The organism is Sphingomonas sp. CL5.1 (genome assembly GCF_013344685.1).
Classification (GTDB): domain Bacteria; phylum Pseudomonadota; class Alphaproteobacteria; order Sphingomonadales; family Sphingomonadaceae; genus Sphingomonas.
The window spans coordinates 1,079,803-1,095,680 of record NZ_CP050137.1 but is presented as its reverse complement, the minus strand read 5'-3'; the positions used below and the strand labels follow the sequence as shown (position 1 = coordinate 1,095,680).

The following is a 15,878-nucleotide window of genomic DNA, read 5'->3' as shown; positions in this document are numbered from 1 at the left end:
CACCTCACCTCTGCACCACCACGATCGGCTGGTTCGGCACCGCCGCATGAATGGCGGGCGAATACATCGCCTCCACCCGGCTCGGCGGCATCTGGAACCGGCCCGCGCCGTTCAGGCGAAGCATGTACGACGCCTGGAACCGCCCGCGCGGCACCCAGGCGTAGAACGCGCGCCACGCCGTGTTGCCGCGCTCGACATAGGCCGGCACGACGCCGACCTGCACGTCCCACAATTTCCCGCCGCTATCGATCGCGCCGAACTTCACGCCGTCGCCCGCATTGGCCTGATCGGCGAGCATCTTCGATTGCCCGCCGAGATCGCCGACGATCGTGCCGCCCGCCGGGATCGGATCGTCGATCACCACCCAGTTGCGCTCGGCGGTGGCGTCCACCGTCAGCGTGATGCGCAGCACGTCGCCGCGCGTGAGCTGGTTCGGCACACGGCGCTGCACCACTTCCACCTTGCGGGTCAGCCGATAGCCGGCGGAGAGCGGCTGCGTCAGCGGCACCGCCGCGCGCACCGAGACGGTCGCCCACGGCCCCTCGCCGCCCGACTGGCGCAGCACCAGCGGGGCCTGCCCGGACGGCAGCGGCAGCGATGCCTGCCGCCGGTCCGCCGCGAGCGGCCATGCGAAGCTCGCGCTCCGTCCGGCAAGTGTCGCGGTGGTGGTGCCGGCGATCGCGCTCGCGGGATAGAGTTGCGCGAACCGCCGCACGGTCAGCGCGCCCCAGGCGTTGGCGGTGGTGGTGTCCCACCGCCCGCGCGCCTGACGGGAAGCGACGCCGACCATCATCTTCGGCCCCTCGTCCTGCCAGCCCGGCTTGCCCAGCACCGCGAGCAGCGCCTTGATCGAGCCTTCGTCCGCCGAGGACATCAGCCACCACGGCGCATTGGATGCGTCGGACAGGTCGAGCCGCGTGCCCTCATAGACCAACCGGCTGCGCAGCGCATTCTCGCCCGCCCCACGCAATGCCTGGGCGTTGGCGAGGCCCGGCACGCGATCGAGCGCCATCAGGTAATCGGCGAGGCTGGAGGTCGGCATCTCGGCCGGGGTCAGCCCGATCTGGCCGAGCATCGCGGGCGTCGCCGCCCCCGTCCGCGCTAGCGCCGCGAAAGCCGCGAGCCGCTGGAGGCGCACGTCGCCATATTCCTCGCGCCGCAAGCGCCCGTCGAGCACGGCGCGCAGCCCCTCGACCATTTTCGTCTTGCTTGCCTCCGGGATCGGCAGCCCCGCCTCGCCCGCCATCGACAGGACATAGGCGGTGAGCGCCTCCGACCCTTGCAGGCTCTCGCTCGGCCAGTAACGCAACAGGCCGTCCGGCGCCTGATAGGCCGGGATCTCGCCCGCCAGCCGCGTCCAGCCCGCCGTGTCGCCGAGCGCGACGACGCGGCTCATCTGCTGCTCGAAGCAATCATAGGGGTAAGCGGCCATGAACGCGCGCACCCCCTCCATCGGCGGGGCGAGCGTGTCGGACAGGCGGATATCGACCGAACCCATCCCGCCGATCGCGCCGGCGGGCGCGCGGATCGGGATGGCGGTATCCGCGCCAACCCGCGCGAGCGTCGCGGCCCACACCTCGACCGGCACGGCGGGAACCACCTCCTGCGTCACCGTCACCTTGTCCGCCGCACGGCCGTCGCTGGCCCTGGCGCTGACCTGCCAGCGCAAATTGCCGGCGAGCGGCGGCGCGGTGAGGTTCCACGCGATCGGCGCGGCCCCACCCGCCGGGATCGTCACGGTCAGCGGCTTGCCGGTGGCGATGCGCGGGGTGAGCGAAACCTCCGCCGTCACCGTCATCGGCTTGTCGGAGCCGTTCCTCAGCGTGAAGCCCGCCGCATATCGGTCGCCCGTGCGCACCGCTGGCGGCAGGCCGGCATAGACCGACAGGTCCTGCGCGGTGCGGATGTTGCTCGCGCCCATGCCGAAGCGATCCGCCCCATCGATGGCGATCGCCACCAGCCGGAACGAGGTGAGCGCGTCGTTGAGCGGCACCGGCACGGTCGCGCGGCCATTGGCGTCGAGCGCGACACGGCCTTTCCACAGCAGCACCGGCTGGAAATTCTCGCGGTTGAGCGCCGCCGAATCCGCGCCGCCGCCGCCGCCGGCCTCCACCGCCTTGCGCCCGTAATGGCGCTTGCCCACCACCTGCATCTGCGCGGTGGAGGTGAGGACGGAGAGCGGCCGATCGCCCATCATCGCGGTCAGCACGTCCCACGAATCGTTGGGTGCGAGCTGGAGCAGCGCCTGATCGACCGCCGCGAAGGCCACGTCCGCCGAGCGCGCGGGCTTCCCGTCCGGCCCGCGCACCTCGATCGCCACCTGCGCGGTGTCGCGCGCGGCATAGCGTTCGCGATCGGCCTTCACCGTCACGCCGAGGCTGTGCGCCTCCCACCCGACCTTCACCTTGGCGATGCCGAGGCGATAGGCGGGCTTCGACAGATCGACGAGCGCGGTGGCGGCGGGCGCCTCGTCGCGCGCGCCGAACAGGCTCTTGAACCAGCCCCACCAGCTTTGCGACACGCGGCCCCGCACCGCCATCACCGAGACATAGACGTCGGGCGCATAGCTGCCCGGCATCTTCACCTGCACCACCGGGTCCTTGCCCGAAAGCTCGGTGACGAAGCTGGAAAGCACGCCCTCGCGCTCCACCGTCACCAGCGCGGTGGCGGAGCGGAACGGCATCCGCACCTGGAAGCGCGCGATGTCGCCGGCCTTATAGGCGGGCTGTTCCGGCACCACGTCCATCCGGTCGCCATTGTCGCCGCCGAACCACCAGTCGTCGTCGCCCGCCAGCCACACCGAGCGCACGGCGCGCGCGACGTTGCCGTCAGCGTCCACGCTCGTCGCGACGGCATAGACCTCGCCCGAGACGCCGGGATTCGCGCCACATTGCGCCAGCCCCTGCGCGTCGGTGGTGGCGGCGCAGGAGGCGGAGAGCTTCGTCGTCCGCATCTGGTTGTCATAGGCGTAGAAGCCGCCGATCAGCCGCCGCCGCGCGGTCAATATCTGGCGGCTGTAGAAGGCGACGCTGATCTTCTGCCCCTTGATCGGCTTTCCCTCGGGATCGAGCGCGACGAAGCGCAGGCGCAGATCGTCCTGCTTCATCAGCCAGCCGTCCGTCTTGACGCCAAGCTGCACGCGCGAGGCGAACACCGGGATGGTGCGCGCGGCGGTGAGCGTCTGGCCGTTGGCGTCCTGGTAATCCATCTCGACCGTCATGTCGGTCGTGCCGTCGAGGCCCTGCGGCACCTCGACCACCTGCCGCCCGGTGCCGTCCGCCCCCAGAGTAGCGGGGAGCGTCTGCGTCGGCGGGAGCGTCGGGCCGTCCTCCTCGCCGTCGCCATTGAGCGGCTTCACGCCCTCCTGCACAGCGCGACCGCCGAAGGTATAGGCGTCATAGCCGTCCGGGTTGCCGCGATGCGCGAACCAGCCGACGCGCATGTCGACCGGCAAATTGGAGGCCCCGCCGCCGGAGAGATAGCCGACGAACAGATCGAGCGGCACCGTCTTCGGCCGCACCACCGCGCCCTTCGGCCCGCTCACCGTCGCGCGCATCGTCGGCAGGCGGTATTCGTCGAGGCGGAAGGACTGGTTGGTGTAGATGGTGCGGTCGCCGTCGATCACGCGCAGGTCGTAATCGCCCATCGGCGCGCCCTTGGGGGCGGTCCATTGCGTCTCGCCGATGCCGTTGGCGTCGATCGTCAGCGGCAGGTCGAATTCGGTGTCCGATCCACGATGCGACAGGCGCAAGGTGCCGGTGAAGCCCGCCGGGATCGTGAAGCCCGCGCCGACCGGGCGGCGGACGATATGCTTCATGTGGATCGTCTCGCCCGCGCGGACCAATGCGCGGTCGAATACGGTGTGGAACACGTCCTCCGGCTTCGAATAGCCATAGGGCAGGTCGAAGTCATAGGGCCGGATGCCCTCGCCCCATGCGGTGAGCGTGAAGCTGAAATCGCCGCCCGCCCGCGCCGAGACCATCAGCGGATGCGCCGATGAATTGCCCTCGCAGCTTCCGTATGTCTCCGGCTCGGGCAACCCGCCCGGCACGAACACGCCGCCGGAGCGATCGGTGATGCCGCGCGCCAGCGGTTCGCCGGTGCAGCTATCGGTGATCGTGACGCTGGCGTTGGCGACCGGCTTGCCGCTGTCGAGCGCCGTCACCCAGGCGAGGCTGCGCTCCCGCCCCCATTTGAAATGCACCGCCATGTTGGTGACGAGCGCCGCCGCCGCGACATAGCGCGGCGCATCGCGGCCCAGCAGCGCGCGGCCGAGCACCGGGCTGGCCAGCTCGACCACATAGAAGCCCGGCTTGCCGAGCGGGATGCCGACCACCTCGAAATCCCGTCCCTTGCCGGGCAGCGCGACCTTCAGCGGCGCGCCCTTGTTCCCGAGGATCGAGGTGTCCCCGGTGTGGTTGATCTCGACCGTCTCGCCGCCGCGCTTGACCGTCTCGTAACTGGTGTCGCCGGCGGACGAGACGCGGCGCAGCCAGTCGGCCACCTCGCCGTCCTTGTCGGCGACGCGCAGCGCCTGCCCGCCGACCGCCATGTCGCGGCCCTGCAGCGCCGGCTCGACGTTGCGCACCGTCACCGGCAGCACGCCGCCCTCCTTCGCCTCGATGATGCCGAACGGCGCGGCGAACTTCACCAGCGGCGGCGCGCGATCGAAGCGGATATCGAGCGGAAAGCGCTCGGCATTGGAGAGCGCGCGCCCGCTCTCGTCCTTCACGTCCCGCGGCAGCTCCAGCTTCGCCGTGGTGGCATAGGGCAGCGGCGCGGCGAAGGTGACGTCGGCGATCGTCGCCTTCTTCTTGTCGTCGTCGCTGAACACCGGCGCGATCTTCTTCCCGTCGGGCAGCGCGATGCGGATCGCCTGCGCGGCGGACATCGGCACCGGCGCGGAGAAACGGACATAGGCTTTCTCGACCGGGCTGCATCCCGCCTGCGGATTGACGCGCGAGCATTCGAAGCGCGCCGCGAAGGGCTTGCGCACCGTATAGTCGAAACGCTGGTCGGTCCCGGCGGTCTTGCCGCCCGCGCCCGCGATGTTCGCGCCCCACACCAGCGCCATATCGCGTCCCGGCGGCAGGTTGCGGCGGCATTTCAGCGCGACCACGCCCGCCAGCGCGCGCTGGCGGTCGGCGGCGGAGGCCTTGGCGATGTCCTGCGGGACGCCGGCGCTTTCGAGGAAGCTCCTGACCTCCCAGCGATCGCTGCCCATCTCCCCGATCAGCCTGCCCGGCAGATCGGCCGCCAGCACGTCGACCGGAATCTTCTCCCCGATCCCGTCCACCGCGCAATAGGCATTGGCGGCGACCGAGCGCGGATCGGGCGGCATGTTGGCGGCGACGAGGAAGGTCTGGTCCTCCTCGATCTCGTCGCCCCCGCCGGAAGGAAGAACGGCGCGCGCCACCGGTCCGCCGGCATCGACGGTGAAGCGCTGCGGCCCGGCCAGCGCATAGCCGGCGACGCTCTTCAGCCCATCGACGGTGTTGAACCTGCAGGTCGTGCCACCGGGCAGCGCGTGCTCGAACTCATAGACCCAGGTCTGCTGGTCGACCCAGCGGCCCTGTCCGCCGACCGGGCATTCGGCCTTGGCCGGCGCGGCGGCGCGCGGGTCGCCGAGCGGCGCCATCGGCTGGCTGAAGCGCATCGTGAAGCGCTCGATCGCGCCGTCGCCGATCCCCGGCTGGGCGAGGATCACGCGCGGCGCATTGTCGCTGAGCGCCGCCACCGGCGCGATCGCGGCCGCGAGCAGGGCCAGTTTCGCCGCGAGCTTCATCCACATCCTCCCGAGATCGCGTGGAGGCTATCGGCGCGACCGGGGCCGCGTCCAGTGGAAAAGAGCGGTTTTCCGGCTGTTTACTTATCGCCTGAACCAGTGCCGCCGCATGAAATAGACCACCGTGCCGAGCGAGATCGCCGCGCAGATCGCCATGATCGCGTCGAATGCCCACGGTTTTTGCGCATAAGGCAGGCCCGCGACGTTCATCCCGTACAGCCCGGTGATGAAGGTCAGCGGCAGGAACACCATCGCGGCGATCGCGATGATCAGGCTGCGCGTGTCGATCAGCTCGGCGCGCAGGTCGGTCAACGTCTCGTGGATCAGGCTGGAGCGTTCGCGGATCGCCTCCAGTTCCTCCGCCATGCGCGCCGCGCGGTCGGCGGCGGCGGCGACATGCGCGCGGTCGTCGGTCGCCAGCCAGTCGCCGGGAAGCTGCGCCAGCTTCTCCAGCGCGGCGCGCTGCGGGTTGAGGAAGCGGCGGTAGCCGATCGAGGCGATGCGGACGTGCGTGACGCGGCGGCGCAGCTCATAGACGCGGTCGCTGTCCAGCTCCTGCTCGCAATCGTCGATCTGGTCGCCCAGCTCCGCCACGACGGGATCGAGGTCGTTGGTGATCGCCGTGGCGAAGGCGGCGATGACGTCGCCGGGATCGTCCACCGTCCCGTCCTGTACCTGTTTCTCCACCATGTCGGTGGCGATGAGATGCTTGCGCGTCACCGAAATCACGCGCCCCCTGGTCGCCCAGATCCGCACCGAGGCGAGCAGGTCCGCGTCGAGGTCCTCGTCGGTCCGCCCGCGCAGGTTGAGATAGGCGCCGGTCTCGTAATCGTCGCAGCGCGGGCGCGTTTCCTGCGCCGTCAGCGCCTCGACCAGATATTCGGGCAGCTTGGCCACGTCGCGCAGCCACGCCTTGGCCTCGTCGTTATTGACCGAGAGATGGACCCAGACCATGCCGGCCGGGCCGTCCAGCGCCTCCTTCACCGTGATGCGGCGCGCCTTGCCCCCATCGATGCGATAGCCGAATCCGCTCACAGCATCTCCACGTCCACGGTCAAGCCTGGTGCCGCGTCCAACGGCGGGGCGGCGCATTCGATCCGCGCGGCGTCGGCGCGGGCGCGATCGAGGATCGCGCGCGGCGCGCCGGGGCGATGCGTGACGCGATCGGCATTGGCGAGCGCCCGCGCCTCGCGCAGCGTGAGGTCGTCGGGATCGGCGGAACGTAGCCTGAGCCTGACGATCCCCGCCACGCCACCGGCTTGCGATGGCCCCGCATCGGGCGCGTCGCCATGGTCCAGCAGCGGATCGAGCGCGCCGCCCGCCGCCAGCGCCGCGCCGATCGCGCGCCGCCGCTCGCCCGCGCCGGGGTAACGCGCGCGCCACGCGCCGCGCGCGGCGTGGAGCGCATCCGCGAGCCGCCCGAGCCGCGCCGGCAGCATCGCCTCCAGCCGCTGCCGCAGCGCCGCCGCCAGCCCAGCCGACGCGCCGCCGGTGCCGATCGCGACGATCACCGGCGAGCGATCGACGATCGCCGGCAGGGTGAAGTCGCACAATTCCGGCCGATCGACCGCGTTGACCAGCACCCCGCGCGCCCTGAGCCGGGCGACGGCGGCATCGTCATCCACGACGATCGCCAGCGCCGCCGCCTCGCTCTCCGCGACGACTACCGCGCCCGCGCGCTCCAGCAGCCGCCGTTTCGCTTCCGCCGCCTCGCCCGCCCCGATCAGGATCACCGGCCGCTTGTGCAGCCGGACGAACAGGGGGAGCGCCGGCAGCGTCACAGCCAGTCCGGCACCCGCTCGGCGGCGAGGATCGTCTCGGCGGCGATCCGGTCCGCCACCACCGTATAGCGGTCGCCGTCCACCAGCACCTCCGGCACCAGCGCGCGGCTGTTATAGGTCGAGGCCATCGTCGCGCCATAGGCGCCGGCGGTGCGGAAGATGCCGAGGTCGCCGCGCTTCACCCGGTCGATCTCGCGCGCCATCGCGAAGGTGTCGCCCGTCTCGCATACCGGGCCGGCGATATTGGCCGTCATCGTCTCGCCGCTCGGGCGCACGGCGGAGAAATCGTGCCACGCGTCGTACATCGCCGGGCGCGCGAGGTCGTTCATCGCCGCGTCGACGATCACATAGGGGTTCACGACGCCCGGCTTGACCCAGATCACCTCTGTCAGCAGCACGCCGGCATTGCCCGCGATGACGCGGCCCGGCTCGAACATCAGCTCGACGTCCCAGCCTTCGGTCGCGCGCGCCACCATCGCGCCGTAATCGGCCGGCGAGGGCGGCTCGTCATGCGTCCTGTACGGCACGCCCAGCCCGCCGCCGAGATCGACATGCGTGATCGTGTGCCCCCGCGCGCGCAGCTCCGCGACCAGCTCGCCGACACGGCGATAGGCCGCCTCCAGCGGGGCGAGGTCGAAGAGCTGGCTGCCGATATGGATCGCCACGCCGCGCAGGTTCAGCCCCTCCAGCGGCGCTAGCCGGTCGAAGATCGCCGGCGCGCGATCGATCGGCACGCCGAATTTGTTCTCCTTCTTGCCGGTGGAGATCTTGGCGTGCGTGCCCGCGTCCACGTCGGGATTGACGCGCAGCACCGCCGGGGCGGTCAGCCCGCGCGCGTGGGCGAGCGCGGCCAGCACCACGCCCTCTTCCTCCAGCTCGAGGTTGAACTGGCCGATCCCGGCCTCCAGCCCCTTCACCAGCTCGCGATCGGTCTTGCCGACGCCGGAGAACACCACGTCCGCCGCCGGCATCCCCGCCGCCAGCGCGCGCGACAATTCGCCGCCCGACACCACGTCCGCGCCATAGCCCTCGTCGGCCAGCACACGCAGCACGCCGATATTGGGATTGGCCTTGATGGCATAAGCGAGATGCACCCGCCCGGCGGATTCCAGCCCCTCGCGGAACACCTGCGCATGGCGGCGCAGCGTCGCGGCGGAATAGACATAGACCGGCGTCCCCACCTCGCGGGCGATCCGTTCCAGCGGCACGCCCTCGCAATGCAGCGCGCCATCGATCAGCGTGAAATGGTCCATTTTTACCTTGGCGGCAGGTCGAACTGGTCCGACCGGCGATCCTGAGAGTTGGTGAGCAATTCGTCGCCACGCGCCGGGCGCGCCTGGACGGACGGGGTGATGAGCTGGTTGCCGGTCGGCTCGCTGTCCGCGCCATAGGGCGCGGGCGGCAGGCTGTCGCCCTTCGCCGGCTGCAACATATGCGCCCGGCCGCAGGCGGCGAGCAGCAGGAGCGAGCCGAGCACGGCCAGGCGTTTCATCGTCATTCTCCCCGCGCGGCGCGGATCGCGGCGCGCACATTGTCCGGCGCGGTGCCGCCGAAGCTCGTACGGCTGGCGACCGAGGCGTCGACCGACAGCACCGAATAGACGCGATCGTCGATCCGCGCGTCGATCGCCTTGAGGTCGGCGAGCGGCACCTTGTCGAGCGTCACGCCCAGCGCCTCCGCCCGCGCCACCGCGCGGCCGGTGATGTGGTGCGCCTCGCGGAACGGCACGTTCGCCTCGCGCACCAGCCAGTCGGCAAGGTCGGTGGCGGTGGCATAGCCGCTCTCGGCCAGCGCGCGCATCCGGTCGGTGCGGAAGGTGGCGCTTTCGATCATCCCGGTCGTCGCCGCGATGCTGAGGCCCAAGAGGTCGTGGCACTCGAAGACCGGCGGCTTGTCGTCCTGCATGTCCTTCGAATAGGCGAGCGGCAGGCCCTTCATCGTCACCATCAGGCTGACGAGGCAACCGGAGATGCGCCCGGCATGGCCGCGCACCAGCTCGGCGGCGTCGGGGTTGCGCTTCTGCGGCATGATCGAGCTGCCGGTGGACCATTGGTCCGAAAGGCTGACGAAGCCGAACGGCTGCGACGCCCACAGCACGAACTCTTCCGCCAGCCGCGACAGATGGAGTGAGCATTGCGCGGCGCAGGTGAGATATTCGATCGCGAAATCGCGGTCGGACACCGCGTCGAGCGAGTTGCGCGTCGGCCCGTCGAAGCCGAGCGCCGTCGCCGTCGCCTGCCGGTCGAGCGCGAAGCCGGTGCCGGCCAGCGCCGCCGAGCCGAGCGGGCACAGGTTCATCCGCGCCCGCGCGTCGCGGAAGCGCGAGGCGTCGCGCGCGATCATCTCGTGATAGGCCATCAGGTGATGGCCCAGCGTCACCGGCTGCGCGGATTGCAGGTGGGTGAAGCCCGGCATCACATCGCCGGCGTGGCTCTCCGCCCGCGCCAGCAGCGCCGCGTCGAGCGCCGCCAGCGCGTCGAGCGTCTGGTCGATCGCGTCGCGCACCCACAGGCGGAAATCGGTCGCCACCTGGTCGTTGCGGCTGCGCGCGGTATGCAGCCGCCCCGCGACCGGCCCGATCGCCTCGGCGAGTCGCGCCTCGGTGAGCATGTGGATGTCCTCGAGCGTCAGGTCATCGGGCACGCCGTTTTCGGCATAGTCCGCCGCCACATCGTCCAGCCCGGCGCTGATCGCCGCCGCGTCGGCCGCGCTCACCACGCCCTGTTTCGCCAGCATCGCGACATGCGCTTTCGAGGCGGCGATGTCCTGCCGCCACATCCGCTTGTCGAACGGGATAGAGGCGTTAATCTCACGCATCACCGCGGCGGGGCCTTCGGCGAACCGCCCGCCCCACATCTGATTGGAACCGCTCATGGCTTCGCGTCCGGCGATCGTCTTTCTCCTCGGGCTGGCCCTCACGGCCGGCGGCTGCGATAGGCAAAGGGCCGCCGCCGGGCAAGCGACCGCAGCGGCCGACAATGCGATTGCGCCCGACGAAATGGTCGCCGCGCCCCCGCCCGCGCAAGGCGAAAGCGGCAAGATCGACCGCGCGCAACATGGCGCGAAGGCGATCGGCGCGTCGTTCCACGCCCCCGGCGGCGAATCGGTCACGCTGGCGAGCTTCCACGGCAAGCCGGTGCTGCTCAACCTGTGGGCAACATGGTGCGCGCCGTGCGTCAAGGAGCTGCCGAGCCTCGACACGCTGGCGGCGCAACTCGGCGACCGGGTGAAGGTGGTGGCGGTCAGCCAGGACATGCAGCCGGAGAAGGTCGCGCCCTTCGTCGCCGCGCGCCGGCTGCACAGCCTGAAGCCCTATACCGATCCCGAGATGCAGTTGAGCCTCGGCTATCGCGTCAACCTGCCGACGACGATCCTGTTCGACGCCGACGGGCGCGAGGTGTGGCGCGTCTCCGGCGCGATGGACTGGACCGCCCCCGCGACGCGCAAGCTGATCGACGAGGCGCTTTGAGCCTTGTCTGGAAATGCGCTCTTTCGCGAATTTCAGGGCGGCGCCAGCCCGCTCCCCCGCCCCGCCTCCCACTCAGTATATCCTTGATGGGAGGCGGGGCGGGGGAGCGGGCTGGTACCGCGAAATGCGCCCGCGGCGCATTTCCGGACATTGACCGCAAGCGCCGGGAAGCGCGCCGCGCGCGATTCGGGCAGTGACGGGGCAAAGGAGATCGCCATGATCCAGCCGCTGTCATCCGCCACCGTCGCTTCCCCGGTCGGCGCGCTCACCCTGGTCGCCGACGACGATTCGCTCGTCGCGATCCTGTGGGAGAAGGACGATCCGGCGCGCGTCCCGCTGCCCGCCACCGTCGCCGCGCCCGATCACCCCGTGCTGGCCGAGGCCGGGCGGCAGCTCGACGAATATTTCGCCGGTCGCCGCCGCGCCTTCGATCTGCCGCTGCGCTTTCGCGGCACCGAATTCCAGCGCGCGGTGTGGTCCGCGTTGCTCGCCATTCCGTTCGGCGAGACGTCGAGCTACGGCGCGATCGCGCGGTCGCTCGGGCGGCCCGGCGCGGCGCGCGCGGTCGGCGCGGCCAACGGGCGCAACCCGATCTCGATCGTCGCGCCATGCCACCGCGTCGTCGGCGCGAGCGGCGCGCTCACCGGCTTCGCCGGCGGGCTGGCGGCGAAGGAGACGCTGCTCGCGCTGGAGCGCGACGCGAAATAATCTCGGGAGCCGTTTGCCGGCACGATCGTTGAGCGGCCGAATCACCCTCTTGGAGACAGGTTTCGTGCGATGCGCGTCGAAATCGGTTATGCCTTGCTCATCCTGTTCATGATCGCGCTGGTGACGGCGGGGGCGTTGTTCGTCCGCCACCGCCGGCGCGAGCATGAGCGCATCTGGGGCCGCCGTAGCCGCCCGCCCCGCTGACGCATCGGCGCTCGCGCTGCCCGCGCGATCCGCTATAGCGGCGCGCATGAGCTTGTTGACCGCCCAGCAGCGCGACCTCGGCGATCTCGCGGCCCGCGCGCGGCTGCGCCACCTGCAACCGCGCGCCGGATTGGACTTCTCCTCGAACGACTATCTCGGGCTGGCCGATTCGCCGCGTCTCAGGGCGGCGGTCGCGGCGGCGCTGGCGCGCGGCGTCGCGGTCGGCTCGGGCGGATCGCGGCTGCTGCGCGGCAACGATGCCGAGCATGAGGCGCTGGAGGCGGAAGCGGCGGCCTTCTTCGGCAGCGAATCGGCCTTGTTCTTCTCCAGCGGCTTCACCGCCAACGCCGCCCTGCTCTCGACGCTGCCGCAGCGCGGCGACCTCGTGGTGCATGACGCGCTGGTCCACGCCAGCGCGCACGAAGGGATGCGGCTCGGGCGCGCGGCGGCGGTGAGCGCGGCGCATAACGACGCCGATGCGTTCGACGCCGCGATCGCGCGCTGGCGCCGCGACGGCGGCACGGGACGGCCGTGGATCGCGGTCGAGAGCCTCTACAGCATGGATGGCGACCGCGCGCCGCTCGCCGACCTGCTCGCGGTGGCGGAGCGGCGCGAGGCGATGCTGCTGATCGACGAGGCGCATGCGACCGGCGTGTTCGGCGAACGCGGGCGCGGCCTCGCGGCGGAGCTCGAGGGGCGCGATAACGTCGTCACGCTGCGTACTTGCGGCAAGGCGATGGGGTGCGAGGGGGCGTTGCTGTGCGGCCCGCGCGTCGTGCGCGATTTCCTCGTCAATCGCGGGCGCGGCTTCATCTTCTCCACCGCGCCCTCGCCGCTGATGGCGAGCGCGGTGCGCGAGGCGCTGCATATCCTCGCGGACGAGCCGGAACGGCGCGACCGGCTGGCGGCGCTGGTCGCGGCGGCCGAAACCGCGCTCGCGCCTCATGGCGTGACGCCGACCGGCTCGCAGATCCTGCCGCTGCTGATCGGCGAGGACGCCCCGGCGATGGCACTCGCCGCCGGGATGCAGGCGGCCGGGTTCGACGTGCGCGGCATCCGCCCCCCCACCGTCCCGGCCGGCACCGCGCGGCTGCGCATCTCGATCACGCTCAACGTCGGCGAGGCGCAGATCGCCGCGCTCGCCGAAACCATCGGGAGATTGCGGCGATGAGCCACCCGCGTATCGTCGTCACCGGCACCGACACCGATGTCGGCAAGACGATCTTCTCCGCCGCTCTGACCGGCGCCCTGGGCGCGCATTACTGGAAGCCGGTGCAGGCCGGCGTCGACCCGCACGGCGACCGCGAGCGCGTGGCCGAACTGGCCGGCGTCCCGGCGGCGAACATCCTTCCCGAAGCCTATCGCCTCGCCACCCCCTGCTCGCCGCACCGCGCGGCGGAGATCGACGGGGTGACGATCGATCCCGCGCGGCTCGCTCTGCCCGATGTCGCCGCGCCCCTGGTGGTCGAGGGGGCGGGCGGCGTCATGGTGCCGATCGCGCCGGACCTGCTGTTCGCCGACATGTTCGCGCGCTGGGCGGCGCCGGTGGTGCTGGTCGCGCGCACCGGCCTCGGCACGATCAACCACAGCCTGCTGTCGATCGAGGCGCTGCGCCGGCGCGGCGTCCCGATCCTCGGCCTCGCCTTCGTCGGCGAGGCGCAGCCGGACAGCGAGGCGACGATCGCCCGGCTCGGCGCGGTGAAGCGGCTCGGCCGCCTGCCGCGTCTCGACCCGCTCGACCGCGACACGCTCGCGCGCGCCTTCGCCGACCATTTCGATACGGGCGACTTCCGATGACCGATTCGCCGATCTGGCACCCCTTCACCCAGCACGGCCTCGGCGAGCCGATCCCGCTCGTCGTGCGTGGCGAGGGCGCGGCGCTATACACCGCCGACGGCCGGCGGATCATCGACGGCATCTCCTCCTGGTGGGTGACGACGCACGGCCATCGCCACCCGCGCATCATGGCGGCGATCGCCGAGCAGACCGGAAAGCTCGACCAGATCATCTTCGCCGGCTGGACGCACGAGCCGGCCGAGGCGCTGGCGCGCGGCCTCACCGCGATCATGCCGCGCGAACTGACCCGCGTCTTCTATTCGGATTCCGGCTCGACCAGCGTGGAGGTCGCACTCAAGATGGCGCTCGGCTTCTGGGCCAATCGCGGCGCGCCGCGCCATCGCATCCTGGTGATGCAGCACAGCTATCACGGCGACACGATCGGGACGATGTCGGTCGGCGAGCGCGGGGTGTATAATGCGGCCTATGCGCCGCTGCTGTTCGACGTCGGCACCCTGCCCTTCCCGCGGGCCGGCGCGGAGCAGGCGACGCTCGACGCGCTGGAGGCGGCGTGCCGCGAGGCGCCCGCCGCGCTGATCGTCGAGCCGCTGCTGCTCGGCGCGGGCGGGATGCTGATCTATCCGGCATGGGTGCTGGCCGAGATGCGCGCGATCTGCGCGCGGCACGGCGTGCTGTTCATCGCCGACGAGGTGATGACCGGCTGGGGCCGCACCGGCACGTTGCTGGCGTGCGAGCAGGCCGGCGTGGTGCCGGATATCCTCTGTCTTTCCAAAGGGTTGACCGGCGGAGCGATCCCGCTCGCGGTGACGATGGCGACCGAGGCGATCTTCGAGGCGCATTTCTCGCGGGATCGCGCGCGGATGTTCTTCCATTCGTCGAGCTACACCGCCAACCCGATCGCCTGCGCCGCCGCCAACGCCAATCTCGCGATCTGGCGCGACGAGCCGGTGGCGGCGCGCATCGCCGACCTCTCCGCGCGGCAGGCGCGGCGGCTCGCCGGGCTCGCCGGCCGCCCCGGCGTCGCCAACCCGCGCGCGATCGGCACCGTCACCGCGATCGACATCACGGACCCGCAAGGCGGCGGCTATCTCTCGCAGCTCGGCCCGCGCCTGCTGCGGCATTTCCGCGAGCGCGACCTGCTGCTGCGGCCGATGGGCAACACGGTGTACGTCATGCCGCCTTATTGCATCGACGACGCCGATCTCGACCGGATCTACGCCGCGATCGGCGAGGCGCTGGACTAGATCCCGCGCACGACGCAGCGGAAGCCGATGTGGCTGGTGGACGAATCCACCGTCTGCGGGTGGCGCGCGGCGGGGCGATAGCGCTGGCAGTAATTCGCCGCGCACAGATGCGATCCGCCTTTCAGCACCTTTCGCGCGATCCGGATGTCCGGCGTGTCGGGATCGTAGCTCTCGCGCTCGCCGCAGCAGCCCGGCTTGCCCTTCTTCCGCGAGCGCGCGGCATACCAGTCGGCGGTCCACTCCCAGACGTTGCCGATCATGTCCCACAGGCCATGACCGTTGGGGGGAAAGGCCCGCACCGGCGAGGTGCGCTCATAGCCGTCGAGCAACTGGTTGGCGAACGGGAACAGGCCCTGCCAGTAATTCGCCATCATCCTGCCTTCCGGCGCCAGTTCGTCGCCCCAGGCATAATCCGCGCCGTCCAGCCCGCCGCGCGCGGCATATTCCCACTCCGCCTCGGTCGGCAGCGCCTTGCCCGCCCAGTCGGCATAGGCCTGCGCATCGCCGTAGGCGACATGGACGACCGGATGGTCCTCCAGCCCGTCGATCGAGCTTTCCGGCCCGAGCGGATGCCGCCAGTCCGCGCCGAAGCGGAAGTCCCACCACTGGCCCGGATCGCCGGTATCGACCGGGTGCGCGGTGCGCTGGAACACCAGCGACCCCGCCCGCGCCATCGCCGGGTCCATGCCGGGATAGTCGCGCGGATCGGGGGCGTGCTCGGCGAGCGTGACATGGCCTGTTTCCGCGACGAAACGCGCGAATTGCGCATTGGTGACCGGCGTTTCGTCGATCCGGAACGGATCGACCCGCACGGCGCGCGCGGGCGCTTCCTCGGGATAGTGACGGTCGGAACCCATGACGAAGCGTCCGCCGTCCAGCCGGCGCATATT

Annotated in this window: 13 protein-coding genes; 6 read left to right on the top strand and 7 right to left on the bottom strand. The window is 71.1% G+C overall.

The genetic code is table 11. The annotated features are described in order from the left end of the window. Positions 1-4: 4 nt before the first annotated feature. The 6 genes from F9288_RS05545 to argH form a co-directional block, all read right to left on the bottom strand. Entirely contained in the window at positions 5-5,785 is a 5,781-nt protein-coding gene (locus F9288_RS05545; protein ID WP_174835717.1) for an alpha-2-macroglobulin, read from the bottom strand. An 84-nt stretch (positions 5,786-5,869) separates the two neighbouring features. Continuing rightward, positions 5,870-6,820 carry a CorA family divalent cation transporter gene (locus tag F9288_RS05540; protein ID WP_174835716.1) on the bottom strand — a complete coding sequence of 317 codons (951 nt, stop codon included), beginning with the start codon at positions 6,818-6,820 and terminating at the stop codon, positions 5,870-5,872. Continuing rightward, the gene (locus tag F9288_RS05535) at positions 6,817-7,560 is read right to left on the bottom strand and encodes a bifunctional precorrin-2 dehydrogenase/sirohydrochlorin ferrochelatase (protein WP_174838886.1); all 744 of its coding nucleotides are present in this window, start codon (positions 7,558-7,560) and stop codon (positions 6,817-6,819) included. The genes F9288_RS05540 and F9288_RS05535 overlap by 4 nt, the downstream gene beginning before the upstream one ends. A 2-nt stretch (positions 7,561-7,562) precedes the next feature. Then, positions 7,563-8,819: a diaminopimelate decarboxylase gene (gene lysA, locus F9288_RS05530; protein ID WP_174835715.1), complete on the bottom strand. Its 1,257-nt coding sequence runs from the start codon at positions 8,817-8,819 to the stop codon at positions 7,563-7,565. Positions 8,820-8,821: 2 nt separating this feature from the next. Next, on the bottom strand, positions 8,822-9,058 hold the full coding sequence (locus F9288_RS05525) for a hypothetical protein (RefSeq protein ID WP_174835714.1): 237 nt from the start codon (positions 9,056-9,058) through the stop codon (positions 8,822-8,824). A gap of 2 nt (positions 9,059-9,060) precedes the next feature. Then, positions 9,061-10,422, bottom strand: a complete 1,362-nt coding sequence (gene argH / locus F9288_RS05520; RefSeq protein ID WP_174838884.1) for an argininosuccinate lyase — start codon at positions 10,420-10,422, stop codon at positions 9,061-9,063. A gap of 16 nt (positions 10,423-10,438) precedes the next feature. Here argH and F9288_RS05515 point away from each other — a divergent pair, with 16 nt between their 5' ends. The 6 genes from F9288_RS05515 (at position 10,439) to F9288_RS05495 (ending at position 14,988) form a co-directional block, all read left to right on the top strand. Beyond that, entirely contained in the window at positions 10,439-11,035 is a 597-nt protein-coding gene (locus F9288_RS05515; RefSeq protein ID WP_174835713.1) for a TlpA disulfide reductase family protein, read from the top strand. 216 nt (positions 11,036-11,251) lie between these two features. Beyond that, positions 11,252-11,743: a methylated-DNA--[protein]-cysteine S-methyltransferase gene (locus F9288_RS05510; protein ID WP_174835712.1), complete on the top strand. Its 492-nt coding sequence runs from the start codon at positions 11,252-11,254 to the stop codon at positions 11,741-11,743. Between the two features lie 69 nt (positions 11,744-11,812). Next, positions 11,813-11,947: a hypothetical protein gene (locus F9288_RS22300; protein ID WP_302675318.1), complete on the top strand. Its 135-nt coding sequence runs from the start codon at positions 11,813-11,815 to the stop codon at positions 11,945-11,947. A gap of 46 nt (positions 11,948-11,993) precedes the next feature. Then, positions 11,994-13,118, top strand: a complete 1,125-nt coding sequence (locus F9288_RS05505) for an 8-amino-7-oxononanoate synthase (protein ID WP_174835711.1) — start codon at positions 11,994-11,996, stop codon at positions 13,116-13,118. After that, entirely contained in the window at positions 13,115-13,744 is a 630-nt protein-coding gene (gene bioD, locus F9288_RS05500) for a dethiobiotin synthase (protein WP_174835710.1), read from the top strand. The genes F9288_RS05505 and bioD overlap by 4 nt, the downstream gene beginning before the upstream one ends. After that, on the top strand, positions 13,741-14,988 hold the full coding sequence (locus F9288_RS05495; RefSeq protein ID WP_174835709.1) for an adenosylmethionine--8-amino-7-oxononanoate transaminase: 1,248 nt from the start codon (positions 13,741-13,743) through the stop codon (positions 14,986-14,988). The genes bioD and F9288_RS05495 overlap by 4 nt, the downstream gene beginning before the upstream one ends. Here F9288_RS05495 and F9288_RS05490 read toward each other — a convergent pair. After that, complete coding sequence (locus tag F9288_RS05490) at positions 14,985-15,875, bottom strand: formylglycine-generating enzyme family protein (protein WP_174838882.1); 891 nt, start codon at positions 15,873-15,875, stop codon at positions 14,985-14,987. The genes F9288_RS05495 and F9288_RS05490 overlap by 4 nt on opposite strands. Positions 15,876-15,878 lie beyond the last annotated feature (3 nt).